We start from the raw sequence: 23,805 nt of genomic DNA on the forward strand, positions 1-23,805 counted from the left end.
TTTTCCTCTATTTCTCGTCGGCATCAAATACGATGCCCGCACTTTTTCGCATATCATAAATCACTTGGTTCACATTACGAGACAATTCCACCCACGCTTCATAATCGGTCCCTAGCTTACGATCCGTCGGGTTCATGATCACTTGGGCAAATTCTTTCGCTTCTTCCACCATTGGATTTTCCAATTGATGGACCGTTAATTTTTCTCTTCGCTGATGCCCACGATCATGAAAGACCGCTTCATCAATCGAATTGACAGCATTTAAAACCAATGTCCCATTCGTTAAATAAATCTCAGATTGTTGGAAGCTGTCTCCGATTTTACCCGTTCGAATCGTGACATCAAAATGCTCATAGCGCAAGATGCCTGTGCCCATTCCATCTACTCCAGTAGAAATTTTTTGACCAAAGTAAAAGCTGTCTTGCGGCATACCAAACCAGTCCAACGCTGCGTAAATTGGATAGACACCTAGATCGGCCAAGGCTCCCCCTGAAAAATGGGGTGAAAAAATATTTGGTTCCTCTCCATCCAATACCTGGTCGTATCGTGAGGAGTATTTCATGAAACTAAAATCCGCTCCGATGACATGATCTTTTAATGGGAGAAAATCAGAGACCGTTTTAAACGCTTGTTCATGAATATTACGAGCAGCTTCAAAGAAAAAAACACTCTTTTGATTCGCCAGCTCGATAATCTCATCCATTTCATCAGGTGTAGAGAACGCTGGCTTTTCAACAATCACATTTTTTCCTGCCAAGATAGCCTGTTTGGCTTGTTCGAAATGCAAACTGTTTGGTGAAGCAATGTACACCGTCGACATATGGGCAATTCCGAAAAATGTTTTAAGGTCCGTCGCATATTCAACGTCGCCATATTTTTCACCAAATTTTTGAGCGGTCTCTAATTTTCGCGAATAAACAGCGGTTAATTGATAATCCCCCGTCTCAAGTGCCCCTTGTACAAATTGATCAGTGATCCAATTTGTTCCAATAATGCCTAAATTAATCATGAATCTTCCTCCTCTTTCATTTCAGGGTGTGTATTAAAAAAGCCCGCTTAATGCATCAAGTTCTCTATGGTACACTTCATAAATTAGGATCAATAAATGGTTGATCCAACACAAAAGGAACAGACTCTTTGATTGAAATATGCGCCTGATCTACCTCACAATTATACGCTAAAATCTGCACGCCGTCTGCCTGGGCCTTTTCAACAGCAAGATAGAGCGCCGGTTGCATCTCACGATGGATCGTTGCCGTTTCAATCGTGGGAAATTGTACGACAAACAATACATAACATTGATACGTCATTTTCTGAGCCACGCGCAGCTCTTCCACATGCTTTAACCCTCTAAGGGTGGGAGCATCTGGAAACGCACCTATCCCGTGGTTTTCCAAAGTCATTCCCTTTACTTCCACGAATCCTTTTTCATCCAGATCCGTTTCAAAGTAAATATCGAATTTCGAATGTTCAAAGGTATACTCTCGCTTTAACAACGTAATGGCTCCCTTTAAGCCCGGCAGATTGATTTTTCCGGTGAGGATTCCTTCAGCAGCTAATGCATTCGGGATTTGTGAATCAATATTGACCCACATTTCTCCTTTTTTTACAGCAATTAAATCATACGCTGTTTTTCGTTTTTCTGAGGGCTGATGATTCACAGCCACTAACGTATCCGGCAGCAGCAGCTCTTTGCTGCGACCTGTATTTTTCACATGGGTAATAATTTCTTCTCCTGTCTCCACCAAACGACAGCGAGCGATGAATCGGTTGCTTCTTTCAATAAAAGTTGCTAAGTGAATCGCAGAATACTTCATTTTTATCAAAATCCTTCTCAAAAAAGTTAAATAGTCCTTAAGCCGGATGGAAAGATGACAGACTTTATTATATAGTATAACAAAGCATGAGTGAATGGCGTTCACTTTAAGTTTATTCTTCACTTTTGCAGTGTTTGCAGCCTTCAAAAAGGAGCTGCTTAAAATGTGATTTGCCGAAATACACTTTTTAGTTTTTAATTTAACTTCGTAAACTTGTGAAAGGAGCTTTTTGATGAGATTGAAATGGCCCGTCTTCCTTAGTGCGACCTCACTCGGTGTAGCAGCAGTTAGCTCTAAATTCGTGCGCAAACGGGAAACGAAAGATTTGAATAGTGTGTACGTTGGTTCTTGGGAGTTCACTCATCCAAAAGAGCACAAACACCACACGATTACGATTTACCCTGATTTATCGATTATTTTAGATGGTACCGCCATCATCTACCAGTTGATTGAATTAAGTGAACAAAAATTAGCTATCCAAGATCAGTATGGCTATCACTTATTGATCAAAACTAAAAACGGGATGCCTGACACCCTCTATGATGAACTGGACGATGTCTCCTTTCCGATCGTTCCTGTAAAAAACCAATAGCTATGCACTTGTACTGTTTTTTCGTATTATTCTTTAAACTTGAAAAACTTAAAGGTCTCTTCACTGTCAATTTGAATCGTGAAGGGGCCTTCATTTTTTTAGAACAGGATTTTCCTTTGATTCACAAAAAAATCAGATCGCCAGTCAAATTTCTTGATGGCAATCTGATTTTTTTATTGTTGAATCAACGACCGCAGCATTTGATCGACCTGCTCTGCGGCTTTCCGTCCTTCACGAATTCCCCAGATAACCAAGCTTGGTCCACGCCGGGCATCACCAGCTACGTATACTTTTTCATTGTTCGTTGCATAGTCCTCATAGATTTCCTCAACATCAAAAGCATCCAATAAATTTTTCTCTGCCCCAGTGAATCCCATTGCAAGTAATACTAAATCTGCCTTCAATGTTTTTTCAGTTCCTGGAATAGGTTGGAATTGATTGTCTACTTGAGTCGTCTCGATGGCAATCACTTGCCCTCTCTCAGCGCCAATGAAGCTGGTTGTTGACGTCGTATATGCAGTTAATTCTGCATTGTTCACGGCACCTTCTTCCTGACCATAGCCTTCACGAGTGATCATTGAATACTCCGGCCACGGATTGTTCGCAGTACGAGCTGCCGGCAATTGCGGCGTAATCTCCAATTGCTTGACTGAAGCCGCACCTTGGCGTATAGCTGAGCCGATACAGTCGTTTCCTGTATCGCCACCACCGACAACGATTACATGCTTTCCAGCTAATTTTTGATCGACCACTTTTTTACCATGCTGCAGCACATCTTTTGTACAATCCGTCAGATAATCCACCGCGAATCGGATGCCATGCAGCTCGCGTCCCTTAATTTTCAAATCGCGAGGAACACTTGCTCCGCTGGCGATAATGACACGATCATACCTTTCCTGCAAATCCTCTGCGGAAATATCCGTTCCCACTTCGGTATTTAATACAAATGAGATCCCTACTTCTTCCATCACATCAATACGTCGCTGAACGATTTCCTTATCCAGCTTCATATTTGGAATCCCGTACATTAACAAGCCGCCCGCACGATCGCTGCGTTCGTACACCGTTACTTGGTGCCCCAGTTGATTCAACCGCCATGCAGCAGAAAGGCCCGCTGGTCCAGAACCGATGACTGCGACTTTAAAATCGGTCCGTTCGATGGGAAGCCCGTCGTTTTTTACCCAATCCTGTTCAAAGGCATGGTCAATGATAAAGCGTTCATTATCATGGATCGCAACACCCGAACCGTTCAAGCCCTCTGTACAAGACTTTTCACAAGGCGCAGGACATACCCGTCCAGTCATTTCTGGAAGTGGATTGGTTTTCGCTAACCGATCAAAGGCACTCTTGAAATCACCACGAAACACAAAGTCGTTCCACTCAGGGATCAGATTGTCATTGGGACAGCCTGAGACTGCGCGCTTGCCGCCATAGAAAATACCTGTATGGCAAAAAGGAATCCCGCAGTTCATACAGCGCGCCGCTTGCTCTTGTCGTTCTTCTGTAGAGAGCGGTGTTTGCAATTCTTCCCAATCTTGAACCCGCTCTTCGACTGGCCGATAAGGATTGTCCTTCCGCGGATATTTTAAAAAGCCAAATGGATCTGCCATGTTAGCCACGCCCCTTTCCAGCCGGTACCGTTTGCTCTCCGATGACTTCGACAAAGGCCTTCTCGATCAGCGCTTCGCCTGATAGACCAGTCTTTGCCAATTCTTCGGTCACACGAACCATTTCGTGGTATTCTCTTGGATAAACTTTGACAAAATGTTGTTGAGCCGACGCCCAATTATTTAACAATTCAGCCGCTTTTAATGAATCTGTATACGTAAGATGCTTCTCGATCATTTCCTTCAAGACAGCATCGTCTCCTGTTTCGCCCAACTTGAAAAGATCGACCATCTCTAAGTTGCACTTATCAGCAAATGTGCCCTTCGGATCATAAACATAGGCTACCCCGCCAGACATTCCCGCAGCAAAATTCCGCCCTGTTTCACCTAAGATCACAGCAACACCGCCAGTCATGTATTCACATCCATGATCCCCGACGCCTTCAACGACGACATTCGCGCCGCTGTTTCGAACACAAAAACGTTCGCCGGCTTTTCCACGAAAATAGCCTTCTCCTCGATTCGCACCGAAGCATACCACGTTTCCGACGATTGGCGATTGTTCCACATCGTATGCAGCATCCTTTGGCGGTACAATAATCACTCGACCGCCACTCAATCCTTTAGCCACATAATCATTGCCTTCACCAATCAGCTTCAATTCCATCCCTTGGGTAATAAAGGAGCCAAAACTTTGTCCGGCGATTCCCGTGTAGGTGTACTTGATCTGACCTGGCGTCAATTCATAGTTTCCAAAGCGCTCTGCGATCCAGCCGCCCATTCGTGCGCCGACAGTCCGATTCACGTTGTTGATTGGATGGCTGATGCTGACTTGTTCTCCATTTTTGATGGCACCTTCAGCGAAGTGATCCAACTCAGGCCATTCTCTCTTTTCCTTAAATGGATCTTCTGTTTTCCGTTCGATCCCAATACTGGTAGATAAAATACGTGAGAAATCCAAAGATTTTGCTTTGCCTTTTGCAATAAAGCGCGGCTCTAGCACTTCTGTATGGCCGATCATTTCATCAATGCTTCTAAAGCCTAAATCAGCCATGATTTCCCGCAAATCTTCTGCTATAAAATACATCATATGAATCAGATGCTCCGGTTTGCCCACGAAAAATTTTCGTAAAGCTGGATTTTGCGTGGCTACGCCTACCGGACAGGTATTCAAACTACATACACGCATCATGACACAACCGATCGCTACTAAAGCAAGGGAAGCAAAACTATATTCCTCCGCACCCAGTAGAATCGCCATCGCCACGTCACGGCCCGTCATTAATTTCCCATCTGTTTCTAACGTCATCCGTTGACGCAAGTTATTCATCGCCAGTGTTTGATGTGCTTCGGCCACACCCATCTCCCACGGCAATCCAGCATCCCGAATTGAATTTCGTGGAGACGCGCCAGTTCCGCCATCGTATCCCGAGATAACGACCACGTCAGCTCCAGCTTTCACAACGCCTGTCGCGATCGTTCCAACACCCGTACTTGACACCAGCTTCACATTGATTTTCGCATAGGGATTGATCGCTTTTAAGTCGTAGATCAACTGCGCCAAATCCTCAATCGAATAAATATCATGATGCGGCGGTGGTGAAATCAAGCGGACCCCAGGTGTGGAGCCACGAATCTCAGCAACCCAAGGAAAGACCTTGTTTCCTGGCAATTGCCCACCTTCACCCGGTTTAGCACCCTGCGCCATTTTGATTTGTAATTCTTCGGCACTCATTAAATATTCCGCATTTACACCGAAACGTCCAGAAGCCACTTGCTTGATTTTGCTATTGAAGTTCTTGCCGTCTGCTTTAGGCTTAAATCGGTTGCGATTTTCTCCGCCTTCACCGCTATTTGATTTGGCACCGATCCGGTTCATCGCCTCTGCAATGCACTGGTGGGCCTCTTCACTCAAAGAACCATAAGACATCGCCCCGACTTTGAAGCGTTTAACGATCTTACTCGCAGGCTCGACCTCAGAGAGTTTTACCGATGGTCGTTCTTTCTTGAACTCCCATAACGCCCGTAAATTGGTCGGTTCATCCAACGCCTCTTGATTCATTTGGCTAACGTAATGTTTAAACAATTGATAATCGCCCGCACGAACTGCCTGCTGGAAATTGTAAATAGTCTTCGGATTGAACAAATGATGTTCCCCATCTGCTTTATACTGGAAGCTTCCCCCAGAGGCTAATAGGTCATTTTGCTTCGGTCCATAAGCTAACTGATGCCGCTGTAAATATTCTTCTTCGATTTGATGCAGAGACAGACCCCCGATACGGCTAGCCGTTCCAGTGAAATACCTGTTAGTAACCGGTTCGCTAATCCCCACTACTTCAAAGAGTTGTGCACCGTGATAACCGGCGATCGTTGAGATCCCCATCCGCGACATCACCTTCACGATTCCTTTTTCAGCCGCCTTGCGGTAATTTTCCAGACCATTCTCAATCTCGAAATTCTTTAGTGTCGCATAGGCCCCATAGGGGTGTATGCCACTGGCACCATAGCCAATCAAAGTCGCAAAATGATGAACTTCACAGACCTCAGCAGAATCCACGACCAAGCTTGCTAATGAGGCCTTTCCTTTTCGCACCAAATAATTGTGAAGCCCAGACACTGCCAACAAAATCGGCATCGCCATTTTCGCTTTTTCTGAGCCTCGATCACTTAATATAAGGATGGTCCCGCCAGCATCAATAGCAGACTCGGCCTCCTTGAACATATATTCCAACCCGTCTTCCAATGCGTTTTGTCCGTCGATTGGATAAAGCGTCGAGAGTGTTACTGCCTTTTGTTCCTTTGTATTTAATTGTGCGATTTTCAGAAAATCACTCGTACTGAGAACCGGGCTATTTATTTTCAGTTTCTGACAATTATGGGCATCATCCACACGAATGTCCCCATCTCTTCCCAAGAACATCTCTGTTCCAATCACAAGTTGTTCCCGGATCGCATCGATCGGGGGATTCGTGACCTGGGCAAATTGCTGTTTGAAATACGTGAATAGCGATTGCGGCTTGTCACTCAAGACAGCTAAAGGAGAATCATAGCCCATTGAGAGGACCGGTTCCTCGCCTTTTTCCGCCATCGGCAACAATTCATCTCGAATGATCTCATCGGTATAGCCGTTCAATTTCCACATACGCTGAAGGTCTTTTTCAGTCAGCGAGGCGTCTTTACGTTCCGTCTCCGCAAGCTGCGACAGCTCAATCCGATTTTCAGTCAACCACTCATTGTACGCATGTGCCTTCGCATATTTTTCTTTGATTTCCTGATTGCGGTAGAACTTTCCCTTCACCGTATCAACCAAAATCATATTCGCCGGTCCTAAAACACCCTTTTCAATCACATTCGAAGGCGCAAAATCAACGACGCCAGACTCAGAGGCCACTTGAACAAAACCATCCTTCGTGATCGAATATCGAGAAGGACGCAGCCCGTTTCGATCTAACGTAGCGCCGACCATTTCACCATCTGTAAAGCACAGCGCCGCAGGACCATCCCACGGAGCCATAAAGCTGGCATTGTATTCTTGAAAAGCAGTCTGCTCTTCGCCCAAGCCCGCTTCTTCTGACCAGGCTTCTGGTACCATCATCATTAATGCGTGAGGAATATCACGACCGTTTCGGTACAAATATTCCATACAATTTTCTAGCTTGGCGGAGTCGGAATCTTCTTCGTTGTATACTTCGATGCCATGACTCTTCATCCAATTTTCAGATCCTCTTAAGGTATTGATCTCCCCATTATGCGCTAAGAATCGAAAAGGCTGCGCGCGGTCCCAGCTAGGAAAAGTATTGGTCGAAAAGCGCGAATGCACCACTGCGATACTTGCGGCAAAGGCTTCATCCTGCAAATCATCATAAAAAATACCAACTTGATATGCATGCAGCATGCCCTTGTAAACAATTGTTCGGCTGGATAAACTGCATATCGCCATTTCCCCAGCATGGTAGGTCTTCTCCAGCTTACGGCGCAAACGATACAGGCGGTCTTCAAATTCACGCGCTGTTTCAACCTCTAGCGGCCGCTTTATGAACAGTTGCACAAAGCTAGGCATGACTTTTTGTGCACCTGGTCCACAGTTTTCATACTGGAACGGCACATCCCGCTGCCAAAGGACCAAATAACCCGCCGCTTCAATTTCCTTTACGAGCGCCTGTTGCAGTCCGCTCTTGTGCTTCTCATCCGCTGGCAAAAAGAACATTCCTACTGCGTAATGTCCACGATCCGGCAAAACAACACCTGCCGCTTTTGCTTCTCTTTGAAAAAAGTTGTCGGGAATTGTCGCCAAGATTCCAGCGCCATCGCCTGTTTCAGGTTCTGCCCCGGTTCCGCCTCGGTGATTCATTCGTTCCAACATCGTTAATGCATGCTTCACCAATTGATGCGAAGCTGTTCCATTCATTTGAGCAATAAAGCCCATACCACATGCATCCTTCTCAAAAGAGGGATCATACATGGTCCGGGCCTCTGTCATTTGTTGCTTTGTCATTCAACATCAATCCTTTAAATAGTTTGACAATTCTCATTTATTTTTAATATACTACCTTTTTTTAAAAAAATAGGCAAGTGTTCTTAGAAATTTTTTTTAATTACTTTTGTTATCACTAGCTGAACAAGCCAAAAAGAAAAGTCCAATCAAATGGAAAAAAGAAGATTTATTTGGTAAACTTAATCTGATATGCTTCGTTATGAAAGGATGAACACCAATGACACCAAATCGCGAAGATTACTTAAAATTAATATTAGAATTAGGTGGCGACAAAGAAAAAGTCAGCAATAAAAAAATTGTCGCTGGTTTGTCCATTTCTGGCGCTTCTGTCAGCGAGATGATCAATAAACTAGTAAAAGAAGGACTCGTTGAGCACTCCCCTTATCAAGGCGTTCAATTAACACCGCTCGGTTTGGAAAAGGCGAGTACGCTTGTCCGTAAACATCGTTTATGGGAAGTCTTCTTAGTCGATCATTTAGGCTATTCATGGAATGAAGTCCATGATGAAGCAGAAGTATTAGAGCATGTGACATCCTCACAATTAGAACAAAAATTGGATCATTATTTAGACCATCCAACTTTTTGTCCCCATGGCGGAATGATTCCGCAACAAGATCAGACCGTTCATGAAAAAGACCGTCAAACCTTAGCAAGCTACCCTGAAGGAACAACCATTCGGATCGCTCGTGTTTTAGACGAAAAAGACTTGCTCGACTATTTGATGGATCTTGGCATCGCCATCCATGAAGAATACGAAATCACAAAAATTGCTGCCTATGAAGGGCCGATTACTTTACAAAACGACCAAAAAGAGGTTTCAATTAGTTACAAAGCCGCATCAACGATTTTTGTAGACGCCTTGTAATCAACAATCCTTCGGGATGTTAGATACGCGTTTTTGATTGAAAAGAACTCATTATGATTAGCTAGGAGTGAAACTTATGGAACAGGCAGCACTATTCACCATCTTTGGTGGCACAGGCGATTTAGCAAAACGGAAATTATATCCGTCGTTGTTTCGTCTATATAAAAAAGGCAATCTGACAAAACACTTTGCTGTGATCGGTACGGCTAGACGGCCGTGGAGCGACGATCATTATCGTGAGATCGTTCGTGAGACGATCCAGGACCTCGCCCCAACAGAGGAAGAAGCACAAGAATTCTCTAACCACTTTTACTACTTGTCACACAATGTCAATGACACTGAACATTATGACCAGCTAAAAGATTTGGCTGATGAATTGGATGAAAAGTATGACTTGCAAGGCAATCGCATATATTACTTAGCCATGGCACCTCAATTTTTTGGAACCATCGTGAGTCATTTGAAATCTCAAGAAATTTTGACTACTACAGGCTATAACCGTTTAGTGATCGAAAAACCTTTCGGATTTGATTATGATTCTGCAAATGAACTGAATAATGAGATTCGCGACGTTTTCCCAGAGCAAGACATTTTCCGTATCGATCACTATTTAGGAAAAGAAATGATTCAAAATATTTCCGTGATCCGGTTTGCAAACAACATCTTTGAATCCCTTTGGAACAACCGTTACATCGAAAACGTTCAAATTACTTTTTCTGAAGCACTAGGTGTAGAAGATCGCGGTGGTTACTATGAACACAGCGGCGCGTTAAAGGATATGGTGCAAAATCATATCTTGCAAGTTGTTGCGCTGTTGGCGATGGAAGTTCCTACTTCTTTCTCGAACAAGTCCATCCGTGAGGAAAAAGTAAAAGTTTTACAAGCCATTCGTCGGTACAATCCCGAAGAAGTACTGCAAAACTTTGTTCGTGGACAATATGACGCTGGGACGTTAGATGGCAAAGATTTCGTTGCTTACCACGATGAGCCAAATGTCGCTGAAGATTCTTTAATGGAAACATTTGTTGCAGGTAAATTTATGATCGATAATTTCCGTTGGTCAGGGGTACCGTTCTATATTCGGACTGGGAAACGAATGACTGAAAAAGGAACACGTATCAATGTCGTCTTCAAACAAGTTCCTGTTAATGTCTTTAGCTCTGAACAAGAAGATGTTTCTAGTGAAGAAGAATTGCCGCAAAATATCTTAACCATTTATATTCAACCTACAGAAGGCTTCTCGCTTACTTTAAACGGAAAACGAATCGGCCAAGGTTTCACGACCGAACCAGTAAAATTAGATTTCCGTCAAAGCGCTGAAGTAACAGAAAACAGTCCTGAAGCCTATGAAAAACTATTATTAGATGCTTTAAATGGCGATGGTACAAACTTCTCTCATTGGGACGAAGTAGCAAACTCTTGGGAGATCGTGGATCGTATCCGCAATACTTGGGATCAAACCACTCCAGGCTTCCCGAACTACGCTTCTGGAACCATGGGACCACAATGCGCCTTCGATCTTCTAGCCAAGAACGGTCATGAATGGGCTTGGCAGCCTGATCAATGGTACCGTGAACGCGGAAAATTGGATTAACAACCAAAAGCTGGGACACGCTTCCCAGCTTTTTTTATGTTCCATTATGGCTTGCACATTAAAAATAAAAAAAAGAAACCCGCGCCGACCATTCGACACGGGTTTCTTCTATTATAAGACGTTTTATTCCAATCCTTCCGCTACTGCTTCTGGATAGTTTTCTTCTACAATATGCGCACATGAAGCACATAAGGTTGGCAGCTTTTCATCTTCTCCGACCGTCGTACGAACTTGGCGGCAGCGATCGCAAACTTCACCGTCTGCTTTTTCAACCAAGATAGCGACATCATCAAACGCCGCAGCATTTTCAGGTGCTTCTTCTTTCGAGATACTGAATGAATCAGGTGATACGATCAAGAGTTGAGCAAGGTCTGCGTCTAACGCGGTCAGCATAGCAGCCACTTGTTCATTTGGATAGATCGTTACTTTCGCTTCTAACGATTTACCGATCACTTTTTCATTTCGTGCTTCTTCTAAGGCTTTTAAGACTTTGTCACGGAAGTCCATGAAGGCTTTCCACGTATCCAACAATTCGCCTTGGTTAGGATATTCTTCATAGCTAGGCAATTCTGCTAATTGAACAAACGCTTCTTCTTCCTTCAAGTACGTCCAGATTTCTTCTGTTGTATGAGGAATGATCGGTGTCAATAATTTGGTCAATGCAACAGCTGCTTGATAGAAAACAGTCTGCATACAACGACGTTCGTAGCTGTTTTCTGCTTGGATGTATACAACATCTTTCGCGAAGTCTAAATAGAAGGAAGACAAATCAACAGTCAAGAAGTTCACAACTGTTTTATAGATTTGCGTGAAATCATATTTTTCATACCCTTCTTCACGAATCGTTTTGATCACATCATTCAAGCGAACTAGCATGTATTTATCCACGGAACGCAATTCATCATAAGCAACGGTGTGTTCTGAAGGCTCAAAGTCTGTGGTATTCGCCAATAAGAAACGCATCGTGTTACGAATCTTACGATACACTTCTGACACTTGGTTCAAGATATCCATAGACACACGCACATCGGCTTCATAATCGACACTGCTCACCCAAAGGCGTAAGATATCGGCACCCATCTGCTTGATGACTTTGTCCGGAACGATGGTGTTGCCCAATGATTTACTCATCTTACGGCCTTCACCGTCTAACGTAAACCCTTGAGAAAGAACTGATTTATAAGGAGCAACACCATTGATTGCTACACTTGTCGTGATACTTGAGTTAAACCAGCCACGGTATTGATCTGATCCTTCCAAGTACATATCCGCAGGGAATGTTAAGTTGTCCCGTTGGCGTAAAACGGCCTCATGTGAAGAACCCGAATCAAACCATACATCCATGATGTCTGTTTCTTTCGTAAAGAGACCATTAGGCGAACTTGGGTGGGTAAATCCTTCTGGCAATAAATCTTTTGCTTCCCGTTCAAACCAAACATTAGAGCCAAACTCCGCAAACAATTGCGCCACATGTTCCGTCGTTTCAGGTGTAATGATCGCTTCCCCATCTTCTCCATAGAAAATTGGCAATGGAACACCCCACGCCCGTTGACGAGAAATCACCCAATCGCCGCGGTCACGGATCATGTTGTACAGACGCGTTTTGCCCCACGGAATGATCCAGTCCACTTTCTCAATTTCATCTAAAATATCTTGACGGAATTTATCAATTGAAGCAAACCATTGTGGTGTTGCACGGTAAATAATTGGCTTCTTAGTCCGCCAGTCATGAGGATAGCTGTGGGTAAAGAATTCTAACTTCAACAATGCCCCATTTTTTTCTAATAATTCTGTGACCATTGGGTTCACTTTGTCGTAGAAAACACCTTCAAAACCAGGTGCATCCGCCGTCATCACTCCGCGATTATCCACTGGAGAAATAATGTCATTCCGATATTTTTTCCAAGCAAAGTAGTCATCTTCCCCGTGACCAGGAGACGTATGAACCAGACCAGTACCAGCATCCAAGGTGACATGGTCCCCTAAAATAACCAATGATTCTCTGTCATAAAATGGGTGCTGTGCAGTCATATATTCTAGGTCTTTCCCAGCAACTTCTTTGACAACCTTCGGATCAAGCCAATCCAATTCCTCAGCAACTTTATTCAATAAGTCCTTCGCAACGACATACTTTTTCCCTGCTTCTTCTACAACAACATATGTGTAGGCAGGATTTACAGAGATCCCTTGGTTTGCCGGCAAGGTCCAAGGTGTAGTTGTCCAAATAATGAAGGACGTATCTGCATCTAAGATTCCTTTGCCATCTTTCACTTTGAAGGCCACAAAAATTGAAGGAGATTTCACGTCCTTATATTCAACCTCTGCCTCAGCCAAAGAGGATTCACTTGATGGTGACCAGTAAATAGGCTTCAAGCCTTTATAAATGTAGCCTTTTTCAGCCATCTTACCAAACACACGAATTTCTGCAGCTTCATAATCAGGTGTCAAGGTAACGTAAGGATGGTCCCATTCACCAGCAATCCCTAAACGTTTGAAATCCTCGCGCTGTTTGTCCACTTGAGACAATGCATACTCTTCACATTTTTTACGGTATTCGGCCATGGACATTTCTTTACGTTTAATTCCTTTATTCGCAAGAACTTGTTCAATCGGCAGACCATGAGTATCCCAGCCGGGAACATACGGTGCACGAAATCCTGACATTGATTTTGAGCGCACAATAATGTCCTTACTGATTTTATTTAACGCGTGACCAATATGAATATTCCCGTTTGCATAGGGAGGACCATCATGCAAAACAAATGTTGGTTTGCCTTCATTCAATTTTTGACGTTTTTCATAAATGCCATTTTCTTCCCATTCTTTTTCCCATTGACCTTCACGGTTTGGTAAGTTCCCCCGCATAGGAAAACCGGTTTTTCCAAGTTGAAGAGTTTCTTTTGTCTTCACGATCCATCGTCTCCTTAAAAATATAGTGTTTCTGCCTAAAAAGCAGTTTACTCAGTTCTTACAATACAGCCTCCTAAGTTTCGTTTCGAAGCTGTAAAACACAAAAAAACAAGCGCATCCGCAAAGGGACGAGCTTGTCGTGGTACCACCCAAATTTGAAACCTAAAAGTTTCCTCTGATCATCGGTAACGCAATGACGCGTCGACTGCTACTAAGCTTCACAATCAAATGCTCTAGAGGATCTTTCCAATTAGAGGGTCTGCCGAACTTTCACTATCATCGGCTCGCTAAAAGAATCTAATCAGCTTTTCTGTTCTAGATTGTTTATTCTTCGTCTGATTTAATTAATTCAGGAATATCAATCGTTAATCCCATGTCCTCGTCTTGAGGAACATCGGTAATTATTGGTTCATTTGAGTCTACTGCATCAATCGTATCACTGTCAAGTTCATTCGCCAAAACTTCTCTCAAAACTTCATGTCCATCACCGACATAAGAAGACATTGGCTTCAATACTTCTTCCCAGTCCCCGCTACGCGCTTGATCGATTTGTGTTTCCAATAATAACAATAATTGTTGATGGAAGACACGCGTTTTCTTCTTCAAATCATTTGTTTCAGCAGCCAATTGACGCGCTTTAGAGGTTGCGTCCGTTAAGATTTCTTTTGCTTTATCTTCAGCCGTTGTCGTTAACAAGTTGGCTTTTTGCATTGCATTTGAGATCAATTCATCCGCACGGTTTTGCGCAGAAGTTACAATGACTTCAGATTCTTTGCTTGCAGAAGATTTTACTTTGTCCGCTGTATCTTGTGCCACAACGATTGATTGGTTCAACGCTTCCTTCAATTCATTGAAGTATTCTAATTTTTCTTCAGAATGTTTTAGTGCTTTTTCTAATTCACGATTTTTTGCGATGCTGTCTTCATAATCGCGAACGATCATATCTAAGAAATCATCGACTTCATCTTGATTATACCCACGCATTTTGGTGGAGAAACTTTTGTTTTGAATATCTAATGGAGTTAATGCCATATTATTGTTCACCTCATAAATTTATTTTCGTAAAACGCCTAAGCGCAAACGGAATTTTTCTTTCTTTGTTTTTCCTTCTAATCCTTGGATCTGAATCCGGCCAAATCCACGAACCGAAACGACATCTAGTAAATCAAGTAAATAATCTGGACGTTCATTGACTGACCAGTTTACTTTTACTTTTCCGGCTTCAACCAATTGCTTCGACCGTTGACGAGAAATATTGTAAACAGTAGAAATGATTGCATCTAAACGCATCGAAGTCGCTGTCGTCGTTTCTTCAGCCCAACTGTCTTTCGGTATGATAATCTCCGTATAAGGTCGTTCCTCTAAATGAACAGATACACGACCGATCTTCGTTACCTGACTAACGATATAGCTCGCTGAGTCCTTCGCTAAAAAGATTTGCCAGCGATCACCATCAGAAATAATATCGCCAAAATAATCCCGCTTGATCCCTGCATTCATCAATGTTCCTAAAATCTTCCCATGAGAAAGCTCTGTAAACTTCTTAGGATAATTGATCTCGATCATTACAAGTTCAAAATCATCGATCTGCGGTTCATAATACTCAGGATAAATCATGCAGCGACAACGCTCAGCATCTTCATAACCGCCATAAAAAGAAAATTTCAATTCACTGTTTTCGCGAATCAAGGTTTCTAAGATATATGCTTGTCGAGGGTCTAAAAAATTCGTTAAGTAAGGCGCATATTGGCTTTCGACTTGTTCTAACCAATCGCCAACACTTTCAACAAATGGATGCTCTTCAGGTCTAAAGTGTTGATAGACATTCGCATTCATTTCGCCACCCCCTTAGAACATCAGATTAATCAGAATTCTTTGTAAAATCCTCATCGCAAAATTTAATGCAAAAATCGCTGCCATCACTGAAAAATCGATTCCACCAAATTGCAATGGCAATCGGCGAAACAAATCAAGAAACGGCTCACAAATTCGACTCAAAAGTTGTCCAAATCTAGATTGATAGGCTCCAGGGAACCATGACATCAATGCGTAGACAATCAAGATTGTCGTATAAAGATAAACTAGTCGAGTTAAAATATTAAAAAGTGTAATAATCAATTCCAAATAAGCGGCTCCTTTACATTTCTAAACCATAAATGTCATCATCAACCATTGAACTCAAAGCAGTATTGGTAATTTCAACGCTAGTCGGTGTACATAAAAACATTTCATTGCCGACACGTTTGATATCACCATCAATCATGAAAACAGCACCAGTCAGAAAATCAACGACGCGACGTGCCTTCATTTCATCTAAGGACTGGAAGTTGATCAAGACAACTTCACCTTGCCCAACTCGCTTCGCAATAGTCATCGCCTCGTTATAGGCTCTTGGTTCAACTACTGAAATACGATTTTTACTTTTTTGTTCAATTTTTGGTGCAAGTCGTTGTGCCCGACTGTTATTGTTTGGCATCGATACGACTTTTTCGTTTTTCTTTGGTGCGCTTTCAGCTTTTTTCATTACAGCTTCAGCTCTACGATTTGTCTGAGGTTCAGCAACTGGCTGAGCCTTCGTTTGAACTCTTTCTTTTGGACGTTCAATCTCTTGCTTTTGATATGTAGAACGTGGCGCTCTGACGCGTTCTTTTTTAGGCGCGCTTTGTTGTTGTGGGCGGCTAACCTGCTTCTTTGGTGCAGGTGCTGCTTCTTCGTACATATCATCATCCGCTAAACCAAAAAAATCAGTGATCTTTGCTAGACTAATTCCCATTAACTTTACCTAACCTTTCCTAAATAGTGCCGTTCCGATTCGAACAAAAGTGGCACCTTCTTCAATTGCCGTTTTGAAGTCTTGGCTCATCCCCATGCTCAGTTCTGTACATGGTGCGTACTGCAAGTTTTTTTCTTTCACACTCACTTGAAGCTGTTTCAAGGTAGAAAAAATAGTGCGGACCTCCTGTTGACTTGCGTCATAAGGAGCCATGGTCATTAATCCGACCACATAGACCTTGTCTAATTTTTCCAATTCTTCAACAAAAGAATGAAGCTCTTCAGGTTTGAGCCCGTGCTTCGATTCTTCTCCAGAAACATTCACCTCAATAAAACAATGAATCGGATGCTCTGCACGCTTTTGAATTTCTTGTGCCAAGCGTAAACTATCCAACGCATGAAAGTAATCAATTTCATTTATAATCAATTTTACCTTGCGACGCTGTAAATTACCAATAAGATGCCATTTTATCTGTTGATCGTGTGAAAAACTTTGCTTTTTTTCAAGTAATTTGTCTACTCTATTTTCAGCTAAATCTGTCACGCCTAATTCAACGAGTTCTTTTGCTGCTATGGAGTCGACACTCTTGGTCACCGCAACCATCGTAATATCCTGCAAGTTACGTGAAACAAGAGCACACGACTCCTGAATCTCTTGCTCGATTCTATGCAAGTTTTCAGCGATCATGTGCTCTCCCCCTCTTATTTTCTACGGCGAAAGAATGGTGGTGTGTCTAGTTCTTCGTCTTTTTCAGGTTTTACTTCTTCACGGTTGAACGTTTCAAATTCTTTCTTTTCGATATTCTCAAATTGTGTTTCTTCAACTTTTGGGCGGATGTTTTCTTCTTTGCGAATGTCCCATTCTCCGAAAGCCGACTGACCTTCATTGTTTCTTGAAGGTTCAATATCTAAATTTTGTTTTTGAGGAACTGATTGGATTTGGCTAGCACGTTGTGTGTTACGAGTAGCCTTACGCTCCTTTTTTGTTGGATCAATTCCTGTCGCAATTACTGTAACGCGAATTTCATCGCCTAATTCTTCGCTGATCGATGTACCTAAAATAATGTTTACATCACCGGTTGCTGCATTTGCAACAATATCAGAAGCATCTTGTGCTTCGAATAATGTCATGTCTAAACCGCCTGTAATGTTCAATAATACTTGTTCCGCACCATCGATTGAAGTTTCTAATAATGGAGAAGAGATTGCCTTCTTCGTTGCTTCGACTACGCGATCTTCACCGCTGGCAACACCGATACCCATCAATGCAGTTCCTTGATTTGCCATCACAGTTTTCACATCGGCAAAGTCCAAGTTTACGTATCCAGGAGCTGTAATCAAGTCAGAAATACCTTGAACCCCTTGGCGTAGCACATTATCCGCTTCACGGAATGCTTCAAGCATTGGCGTCTTCTTATCAACAACTTCAAGCAAACGGTTGTTTGAGATAATTAATAAGGTATCTACATTTTCCTTCAGTAAGGAAATACCTTCTGCCGCGAAACGTCCACGTTTTGGTCCTTCAAAGCTAAATGGACGCGTTACGACACCGACTGTCAAAGCACCAAGATCTTTTGCGATTTTCGCAACGATCGGAGCGGCTCCAGTACCAGTACCGCCGCCCATTCCGGCAGTGATAAAGACCATATCTGCACCTTCAAGTGCATCACTAATTGCTTGTTCGCTTTCTTCTGCTGACTTTTGGCCAACTTCAGGTTGCGATCCAGCACCTAACCCACGAGTATATTTAGGGCCTAATTGAATCACTGTTTCTGCTTTTGAATTTTTAAGGGCTTGTACATCAGTGTTTGATGCGATGAATTCAACGCCTTTGACGTTTTCTTCGATCATACGGTTAATGGCGTTTCCGCCGCCTCCGCCAACACCGATAACTTTAATAACTGCACCTTCGTTAATATTGTTATCTATTGAGAATTCCATGTTTTCTATTCCTCCTACTTCATACTAATGTAATTACTTTTTCAGGAAAAAAGTAAGCCTTCATTTTCATCCGTCTATCATTCTACTAATATTACGCTAAAGCGTAAAGAAGAAGCATCCTCTTATAAAATTAATCAAAAATATTTGAAAAGAAATCTTTGATCTTCCCAGTTACTTTTTCTTCATTTTTTGGCTTTGTTTCTTCTTCATAGTCATTTGCTGCTTCGTAATCATCATATACAGGAGCTGTTGAAACAGCATTTGTTTGAGGTGAAGTAGATAAGGACACTTTTTCACCTGTAACAGCAGATTTTGCTAAATGATACACATCACTTAGTTCAGCTGAATAATTGACGATACTGATGACATTTGTAAAAACTGGATTTCTCAATCCCATTTGATTTGGTACGTGCAGCTTCACTGTTGTCCCAAAAATATCTTCTGCTAAATCGACCACGCCTGGTAAGCTAGCCGCCCCACCTGTCAACACAACACCGCCAGGTAAATCTAACGCTTCGATTTCATCCAATGCTTCTTTGGCTTTACGGAAAATTTGTTCCAACCGTGCTTCGATAATCTCAGCTAGATAGCGTTCGTCCACTTTCACAGGATCTGTTTTCCCAATAACATCTACTGGGAAATCTTCGTCAGCAGACGTACGACTTGGATAGGCATCTCCATAATTGATTTTCAATGCCTCTGCATTGTTGAATGACGTATTTAAGACGATGGAAATATCTTTTGTAACAAACTCTCCGCCTTCTTGATCCACGTGAGTGAATTTTAATTGCTTATCGTGCATAACTGCCGTTGTTGTTTGACCGCCGCCCATGTCGATAACAATCGTACCAAAATCTTTCTCACCATCTGATAAAGTAGACTCTGTCAATGCTAAAGAAGTAATCACTGTTTCAGCAACAGTCAATCCTGCTTTCTCTACACATTTTGTAATGTTGTGGATAATCGTCTTAGGTCCTGTAAAGACCAGTCCGAACATTTCAAGTCGAACACCGATCATCCCTCGTGGATCCTTGATGCCTTCAAAGCCATCAACAGTAAACTCTTGAGGTAATAATGCAACGATTTGTCTTTCAGGAGGAACTGAACGAACCATTGCTGCTGAAGCGACATTACGAACGTCTTCATCCATAATTTCTTTCGATTCATTATTAACAGCGATCATTCCCTGACAAGTCTCAACTTCTAATAAGTTGGCAGGTAATCCTACGCTGACACTTTTGATCTGAATCCCGGCTTTTTCCTCGGCCTGTTTTACTGCTCGTTGAATCGCTTGTACTGTTTTATCAATATCTACGATAATCCCACGGTTGATTCCTTCTGATTTTGCGTTTCCAACACCAATGATATTCATTTGGCTATCGATGTACTCGGCAACAACAACTTTTATCGATGTTGTCCCGATATCAAGGCCTACATACATTCCTGCTTTTGCCATGAATGGGATTCCCTCCTATTTTCAAATAAATGCTTTATTCAGATTTAATATTTTAAGTTACTGTTAAGCATGAAATATAATTATTTGCAAGTAATTCACTGCCTTCAATTTTACCACATTTTGCCTAGAATGAAAAAGAAGATTCAACATTTTCTTGTAATAAATTTAATCATTCCCAGCGGGTGTTTCGGTTTGTTCTGTTGAGTCCTGTGCTGAATCTTCAGTAGCTGAATTTTCAGCGTAGGGATAGCTATAAATCCCTGCTTCCATATCCACGACACCTTTGATTTGTTTGTCATTCATTTCTTTGGCGACCTGAGGATAATAATTCATTTTAGTGCCTAATTCATTAATACTTACCAAAACTTTATTTCCATCATTCATGAAAATTTCCAGCAACTCTTTGTTCTCACTAGTTGGAGCATACTTGATCTGAGAAATTCCCTGTTTGACTTCTTCTGTTAATTTTTTATAGCCATCCAGTACATTTAAAATGCGTTTTGATCCAGTAAAGCTTTCCAGGATCGGTAAATCGCCATTACTTTTTTCAACTTCAACTGGTATGATTTTCCCATTAGAAATAACAGGTGAATATTTCCCATTACTTTCCAAATAAGCGACTTCCGGAAATTCTTTTACTTGCACTTCGAAATGATTAAAGCCATCAATATGGACTTCCGCATTTTCAATTTGCAATTCTTGCTTCTTTAACTTCTTGATATTGTCTTGACGGTCAAAAAACTGACTCCAAAGATTATCGCCTACAGTAAAATTGAGTTCTTTTTTTATTACCTCTGCTGAAATTCTCTCATTACCTTGGACACTCACTCCGCCTAGCTTACCCAAGGGCGAAATATAATATAATAATAATAGTGCCGGTATTGAAAATAGTCCGATCAAAATTGAAGACCTGCGAACCAAACGACGATTTCGCTCGTGCTTGATGTTTGGCAGCCGTTCTAAGAAAGATCCATTTTTCGGTCCTTTCGAAGTCTCTTCTTCTTCTTCCGTGTTCTCTTCTATCTCAAATTCAGCATCGATTGTTTTCTGCTCTACTTGTACTTCGTCTTCTTCATCGGCAGGTTCATCAGCGCTTGATGTCTCCGAGTGCTCAGAAATACTGGGTGGTACTTCCGGCTCGCCATTCTCTAGTGCTTTCTGCTTCAAATATTCCATATTTGCTAATTGCCAAGGTGTTAAATTTTCTTTTTTAGGTTTTGGTTTTTCCTCTTGCTCTTTGTTTTCCTCTGGAAACTCTTCGCGGCTAATGTTCCTCACCTCCAAAAACTATTTGACGATCTCGTTTACCAATGCCCAAAGGCGCTCAGCTGCATCGGGTATCCCTTCTTGTCGAGAGGCTTTCGCCATATTTTCTCTTTTTTCAGAGTCCGCCATGATTTCATCTACAGCTTCTACTAGATTTTCACCTGTTAACTCTGCATCAGTAATCATCTTGACAGCCCCAGCATTTACTAAGCTTTGTGCATTTTTTGTTTGATGATCGTTTGTCACATAAGGACTCGGAATTAAAATTGCTGGCAATCCCAAGGCCGTAAATTCTGCAATTGATGTTGCTCCAGCCCGACCGATCAACAGATCAACATTCGCCATAACGTCTGTCATATTTTTTATATATGGTTGCAGCGAAAGGTTGTGACTGATTTTGTCTACATCGATTTTTTCAGAAATTTCGTTATAATAACGATCCCCTGAAGCATAAAGTACTTGGTATTCTTTTTGAGAAAATTTAGGCAGTGCTTGAATAACTGCCTGATTTATTTTTAATGCGCCCTGGCTTCCACCGAAAATTAAAACTGTAGGGATATCGGGAAGTAATCCGTACTGTTCTAAGACCTCCGATTTTCCGCTAGTAACAACTTCTTGAGCTCTCGGATTCCCTACTAATACTGTTTTATTTTCTGGAAAATATTGCGCTGCATCAGGAAAACAAATCCCAATTCGGTCAGCAAAGCGACTCAAAAATTTGTTTGTGATCCCTGGAACGCTATTTTGTTCGTGAACAATCGTTGGAATTTTCATTCGTGCAGCTGCATAGACCACGGATCCAGAGACATAGCCCCCCGTTCCGATAACAACATCTGGCTTGAACTCACGTAAGATTTCTTTCGAACGCTTAATACTCTCAAGAAACAACTGTACGGTCTTTACATTATCTAACGAAAGCTTCCGTTTGAATCCTTGAATTTTGATTGTTTTAAAAGAGATGCCTGTCTCAGGCACGATTTTATTTTCCAACCCTCGATGTGTTCCCACATATAAAAATTCAGAATCCGGTTGGATTTTTTGTACGTAACGGATAAATGCTAAGGCTGGATAGATGTGTCCGCCCGTGCCGCCGCCTGTCACAAGTATTCTCATTTCATTTTCCCTACTTTTCTAACTGTTTCACAGCTTGCATAAATTTGTCTCCACGAATTTCAAAGTTGGGGTATTGATCCCAACTTGCATTAGCGGGAGAAAGTAAAATACTGTCGCCCTCTTTGCTTTGCTCATACGCCAATGGTACGGCAGTCTCAACATTTGATGTTTTAATGATTGTTTCAACTCCTGCTTGTTTCGCAACATCAGCTAATTTATCTTTTGTTTCACCAAAAAGAATCATTGCTTTGATTCCTTCGAGTGAAGGTATTAGTTCATCAAATCCATTTCCGCGATCCAAACCACCCGCTAATAAAATTAGGCGATCATTATCGAAACCGCTTAATGCCATTTCTGTAGCTAAACTATTCGTGGCTTTTGAATCATTGTAAAATTTCCGTCCATTAATTGTGTCTACATACTGTGTTCGATGCGGCACACCATGGAAATTACTCAATGCTGCCCGAATGCTTTTATTGGAAACGCCTTTTAATTTTGCTACAACAATTGCGGCTAGAGCATTTTCAATATTATGTGCGCCGGGTACTCCTAGTTCGGAAGCATCCATGATTTTTTCGTCTTGGTAATATAATGCACCCTCTAATAGATAAGAACCATTTCGTAATACCTCTTTAGTTGAGAAAGGAACAACAGTTGCTTTAGTTCCTCTGCTCATTTCCTGTAATTCCTTTGAATTCCAATTGAGTACTAAGTAATCTGTAGCCGTCATATTTTCTTGAATCGCCCATTTTGCCGCCACGTAGTTTTCTCGAGTCTTGTGATAATCCAAATGCGCTTCATAGATATTTGTAATCACAGCAATTTGCGGCTTAAATTCTTTGATCCCCATTAGTTGAAAGCTCGATAGCTCCATAACGATGTCATCATCTGCACTTGCCTTTGCAGCAACTTCACTACCCGGAAAACCAATATTCCCAGCTAAGTGAGCTTTTCCTGCCGCTCTTTCTTGATTCAACAATAGACCGATCATGGTGGTTGTCGTCGTCTTGCCATTCGTTCCAGTGATTCCAACGATTGGGCATTCTGCGACTTGATAAGCCAACTCCACTTCGGTCAAGATTGGGATATGCAGTTCTTCTGCTTTTGCTACTAAAGGATTATCGTACGGAATTCCAGGATTTTTAACCATCAAAGAGAAATCTTCATCCAACAATTCGATCGGATGATGTCCAGTGATCACTCGTACGCCTTGCTCCAATAACCCTTGGGCTTCTGGATTTTCTTCAAACGGCTTTCCATCGTTGACCGTAACAAGTGCGCCCAAGTCATTTAATAACTTGGCCGCACTAAATCCACTTTTTGCTAATCCTAATACTAATACTTTTTCGTTCTCATATTGTTTGATTTGTTTCATTT

General features: G+C 42.0%; 18 protein-coding genes. 3 read left to right on the plus strand and 15 right to left on the minus strand.

All coding sequences use genetic code 11. From position 1 onward, the window contains the following. Positions 1–7: 7 nt before the first annotated feature. Positions 8–1,009 (minus strand): Gfo/Idh/MocA family protein, encoded by a 1,002-nt coding sequence (locus tag IGI66_RS09795; protein ID WP_438848761.1) that lies wholly within the window; start codon positions 1,007–1,009, stop codon positions 8–10. A gap of 76 nt (positions 1,010–1,085) precedes the next feature. Continuing rightward, positions 1,086–1,817, minus strand: coding sequence for a DNA/RNA nuclease SfsA (sfsA, locus tag IGI66_RS09800; protein ID WP_431379697.1), 732 nt, complete (start codon positions 1,815–1,817; stop codon positions 1,086–1,088). A gap of 232 nt (positions 1,818–2,049) precedes the next feature. On the opposite strand from sfsA, the gene IGI66_RS09805 reads away from it, so the two are divergent. Beyond that, a complete protein-coding gene (locus IGI66_RS09805) occupies positions 2,050–2,409 on the plus strand; it encodes a DUF4828 domain-containing protein (RefSeq protein ID WP_010780237.1) in 360 nt (119 codons plus the stop codon). A gap of 173 nt (positions 2,410–2,582) precedes the next feature. Here IGI66_RS09805 and IGI66_RS09810 read toward each other — a convergent pair whose 3' ends face one another. Together IGI66_RS09810 and gltB are read right to left on the minus strand one after the other, a co-directional pair. Then, positions 2,583–4,019 carry a glutamate synthase subunit beta gene (locus IGI66_RS09810; RefSeq protein ID WP_438848764.1) on the minus strand — a complete coding sequence of 479 codons (1,437 nt, stop codon included), beginning with the start codon at positions 4,017–4,019 and terminating at the stop codon, positions 2,583–2,585. A gap of 1 nt (position 4,020) precedes the next feature. Further along, the gene (gene gltB, locus IGI66_RS09815; RefSeq protein WP_438848766.1) at positions 4,021–8,511 is read right to left on the minus strand and encodes a glutamate synthase large subunit; all 4,491 of its coding nucleotides are present in this window, start codon (positions 8,509–8,511) and stop codon (positions 4,021–4,023) included. Between the two features lie 217 nt (positions 8,512–8,728). Here gltB and IGI66_RS09820 point away from each other — a divergent pair, with 217 nt between their 5' ends. Further along, the gene (locus IGI66_RS09820) at positions 8,729–9,376 is read left to right on the plus strand and encodes a metal-dependent transcriptional regulator (protein ID WP_010780234.1); all 648 of its coding nucleotides are present in this window, start codon (positions 8,729–8,731) and stop codon (positions 9,374–9,376) included. Positions 9,377–9,452: 76 nt separating this feature from the next. Continuing rightward, positions 9,453–10,970, plus strand: coding sequence for a glucose-6-phosphate dehydrogenase (gene zwf / locus IGI66_RS09825; protein ID WP_314581068.1), 1,518 nt, complete (start codon positions 9,453–9,455; stop codon positions 10,968–10,970). Between the two features lie 123 nt (positions 10,971–11,093). Here the strand turns inward: zwf and ileS are convergent, their stop codons facing one another. From ileS to murD, 11 genes are all read right to left on the minus strand, one after another. Next, positions 11,094–13,880: an isoleucine--tRNA ligase gene (gene ileS / locus IGI66_RS09830; RefSeq protein ID WP_438848769.1), complete on the minus strand. Its 2,787-nt coding sequence runs from the start codon at positions 13,878–13,880 to the stop codon at positions 11,094–11,096. A gap of 324 nt (positions 13,881–14,204) precedes the next feature. After that, entirely contained in the window at positions 14,205–14,912 is a 708-nt protein-coding gene (locus IGI66_RS09835) for a DivIVA domain-containing protein (protein ID WP_010780231.1), read from the minus strand. A 21-nt stretch (positions 14,913–14,933) separates the two neighbouring features. After that, entirely contained in the window at positions 14,934–15,716 is a 783-nt protein-coding gene (locus IGI66_RS09840; protein WP_316406631.1) for an RNA-binding protein, read from the minus strand. Between the two features lie 12 nt (positions 15,717–15,728). After that, positions 15,729–16,004, minus strand: coding sequence for a YggT family protein (locus IGI66_RS09845; protein ID WP_010780229.1), 276 nt, complete (start codon positions 16,002–16,004; stop codon positions 15,729–15,731). A gap of 13 nt (positions 16,005–16,017) precedes the next feature. After that, positions 16,018–16,653, minus strand: a complete 636-nt coding sequence (locus tag IGI66_RS09850) for a cell division protein SepF (RefSeq protein WP_010780228.1) — start codon at positions 16,651–16,653, stop codon at positions 16,018–16,020. A 9-nt stretch (positions 16,654–16,662) separates the two neighbouring features. Next, positions 16,663–17,340, minus strand: coding sequence for a YggS family pyridoxal phosphate-dependent enzyme (locus tag IGI66_RS09855; RefSeq protein WP_010780227.1), 678 nt, complete (start codon positions 17,338–17,340; stop codon positions 16,663–16,665). A 14-nt stretch (positions 17,341–17,354) separates the two neighbouring features. Further along, entirely contained in the window at positions 17,355–18,593 is a 1,239-nt protein-coding gene (gene ftsZ, locus IGI66_RS09860) for a cell division protein FtsZ (RefSeq protein ID WP_010780226.1), read from the minus strand. Positions 18,594–18,723: 130 nt separating this feature from the next. After that, positions 18,724–20,049: a cell division protein FtsA gene (ftsA, locus tag IGI66_RS09865; RefSeq protein WP_010780225.1), complete on the minus strand. Its 1,326-nt coding sequence runs from the start codon at positions 20,047–20,049 to the stop codon at positions 18,724–18,726. Between the two features lie 165 nt (positions 20,050–20,214). Beyond that, positions 20,215–21,333 (minus strand): cell division protein FtsQ/DivIB, encoded by a 1,119-nt coding sequence (locus IGI66_RS09870; RefSeq protein WP_435933941.1) that lies wholly within the window; start codon positions 21,331–21,333, stop codon positions 20,215–20,217. Between the two features lie 3 nt (positions 21,334–21,336). After that, complete coding sequence (murG, locus tag IGI66_RS09875; protein ID WP_114524707.1) at positions 21,337–22,428, minus strand: undecaprenyldiphospho-muramoylpentapeptide beta-N-acetylglucosaminyltransferase; 1,092 nt, start codon at positions 22,426–22,428, stop codon at positions 21,337–21,339. Between the two features lie 10 nt (positions 22,429–22,438). Then, a complete protein-coding gene (gene murD / locus IGI66_RS09880) occupies positions 22,439–23,803 on the minus strand; it encodes a UDP-N-acetylmuramoyl-L-alanine--D-glutamate ligase (RefSeq protein WP_438848774.1) in 1,365 nt (454 codons plus the stop codon). Positions 23,804–23,805: the final 2 nt, after the last annotated feature.

Source organism: Enterococcus sp. AZ048 (assembly GCF_051715125.1).
Lineage (GTDB): Bacteria > Bacillota > Bacilli > Lactobacillales > Enterococcaceae > Enterococcus_A > Enterococcus_A gilvus.

Bases quoted from the DNA above. Each gene is read 5' to 3' on its own strand.
- murG (WP_114524707.1), bottom strand. From the start codon at position 22,428: ATGAGAATACTTGTGACAGGCGGCGGCACGGGCGGACACATCTATCCA.
- IGI66_RS09795 (WP_438848761.1), bottom strand. From the start codon at position 1,009: ATGATTAATTTAGGCATTATTGGAACAAATTGGATCACTGATCAATTT.
- IGI66_RS09805 (WP_010780237.1), top strand. From the start codon at position 2,050: ATGAGATTGAAATGGCCCGTCTTCCTTAGTGCGACCTCACTCGGTGTA.
- gltB (WP_438848766.1), bottom strand. From the start codon at position 8,511: ATGACAAAGCAACAAATGACAGAGGCCCGGACCATGTATGATCCCTCT.
- IGI66_RS09840 (WP_316406631.1), bottom strand. From the start codon at position 15,716: ATGAATGCGAATGTCTATCAACACTTTAGACCTGAAGAGCATCCATTT.
- sfsA (WP_431379697.1), bottom strand. From the start codon at position 1,817: ATGAAGTATTCTGCGATTCACTTAGCAACTTTTATTGAAAGAAGCAAC.
- IGI66_RS09850 (WP_010780228.1), bottom strand. From the start codon at position 16,653: ATGGGAATTAGTCTAGCAAAGATCACTGATTTTTTTGGTTTAGCGGAT.
- IGI66_RS09810 (WP_438848764.1), bottom strand. From the start codon at position 4,019: ATGGCAGATCCATTTGGCTTTTTAAAATATCCGCGGAAGGACAATCCT.
- zwf (WP_314581068.1), top strand. From the start codon at position 9,453: ATGGAACAGGCAGCACTATTCACCATCTTTGGTGGCACAGGCGATTTA.
- IGI66_RS09820 (WP_010780234.1), top strand. From the start codon at position 8,729: ATGACACCAAATCGCGAAGATTACTTAAAATTAATATTAGAATTAGGT.
- ftsZ (WP_010780226.1), bottom strand. From the start codon at position 18,593: ATGGAATTCTCAATAGATAACAATATTAACGAAGGTGCAGTTATTAAA.
- murD (WP_438848774.1), bottom strand. From the start codon at position 23,803: ATGAAACAAATCAAACAATATGAGAACGAAAAAGTATTAGTATTAGGA.
- IGI66_RS09835 (WP_010780231.1), bottom strand. From the start codon at position 14,912: ATGGCATTAACTCCATTAGATATTCAAAACAAAAGTTTCTCCACCAAA.
- IGI66_RS09855 (WP_010780227.1), bottom strand. From the start codon at position 17,340: ATGATCGCTGAAAACTTGCATAGAATCGAGCAAGAGATTCAGGAGTCG.
- ftsA (WP_010780225.1), bottom strand. From the start codon at position 20,049: ATGGCAAAAGCAGGAATGTATGTAGGCCTTGATATCGGGACAACATCG.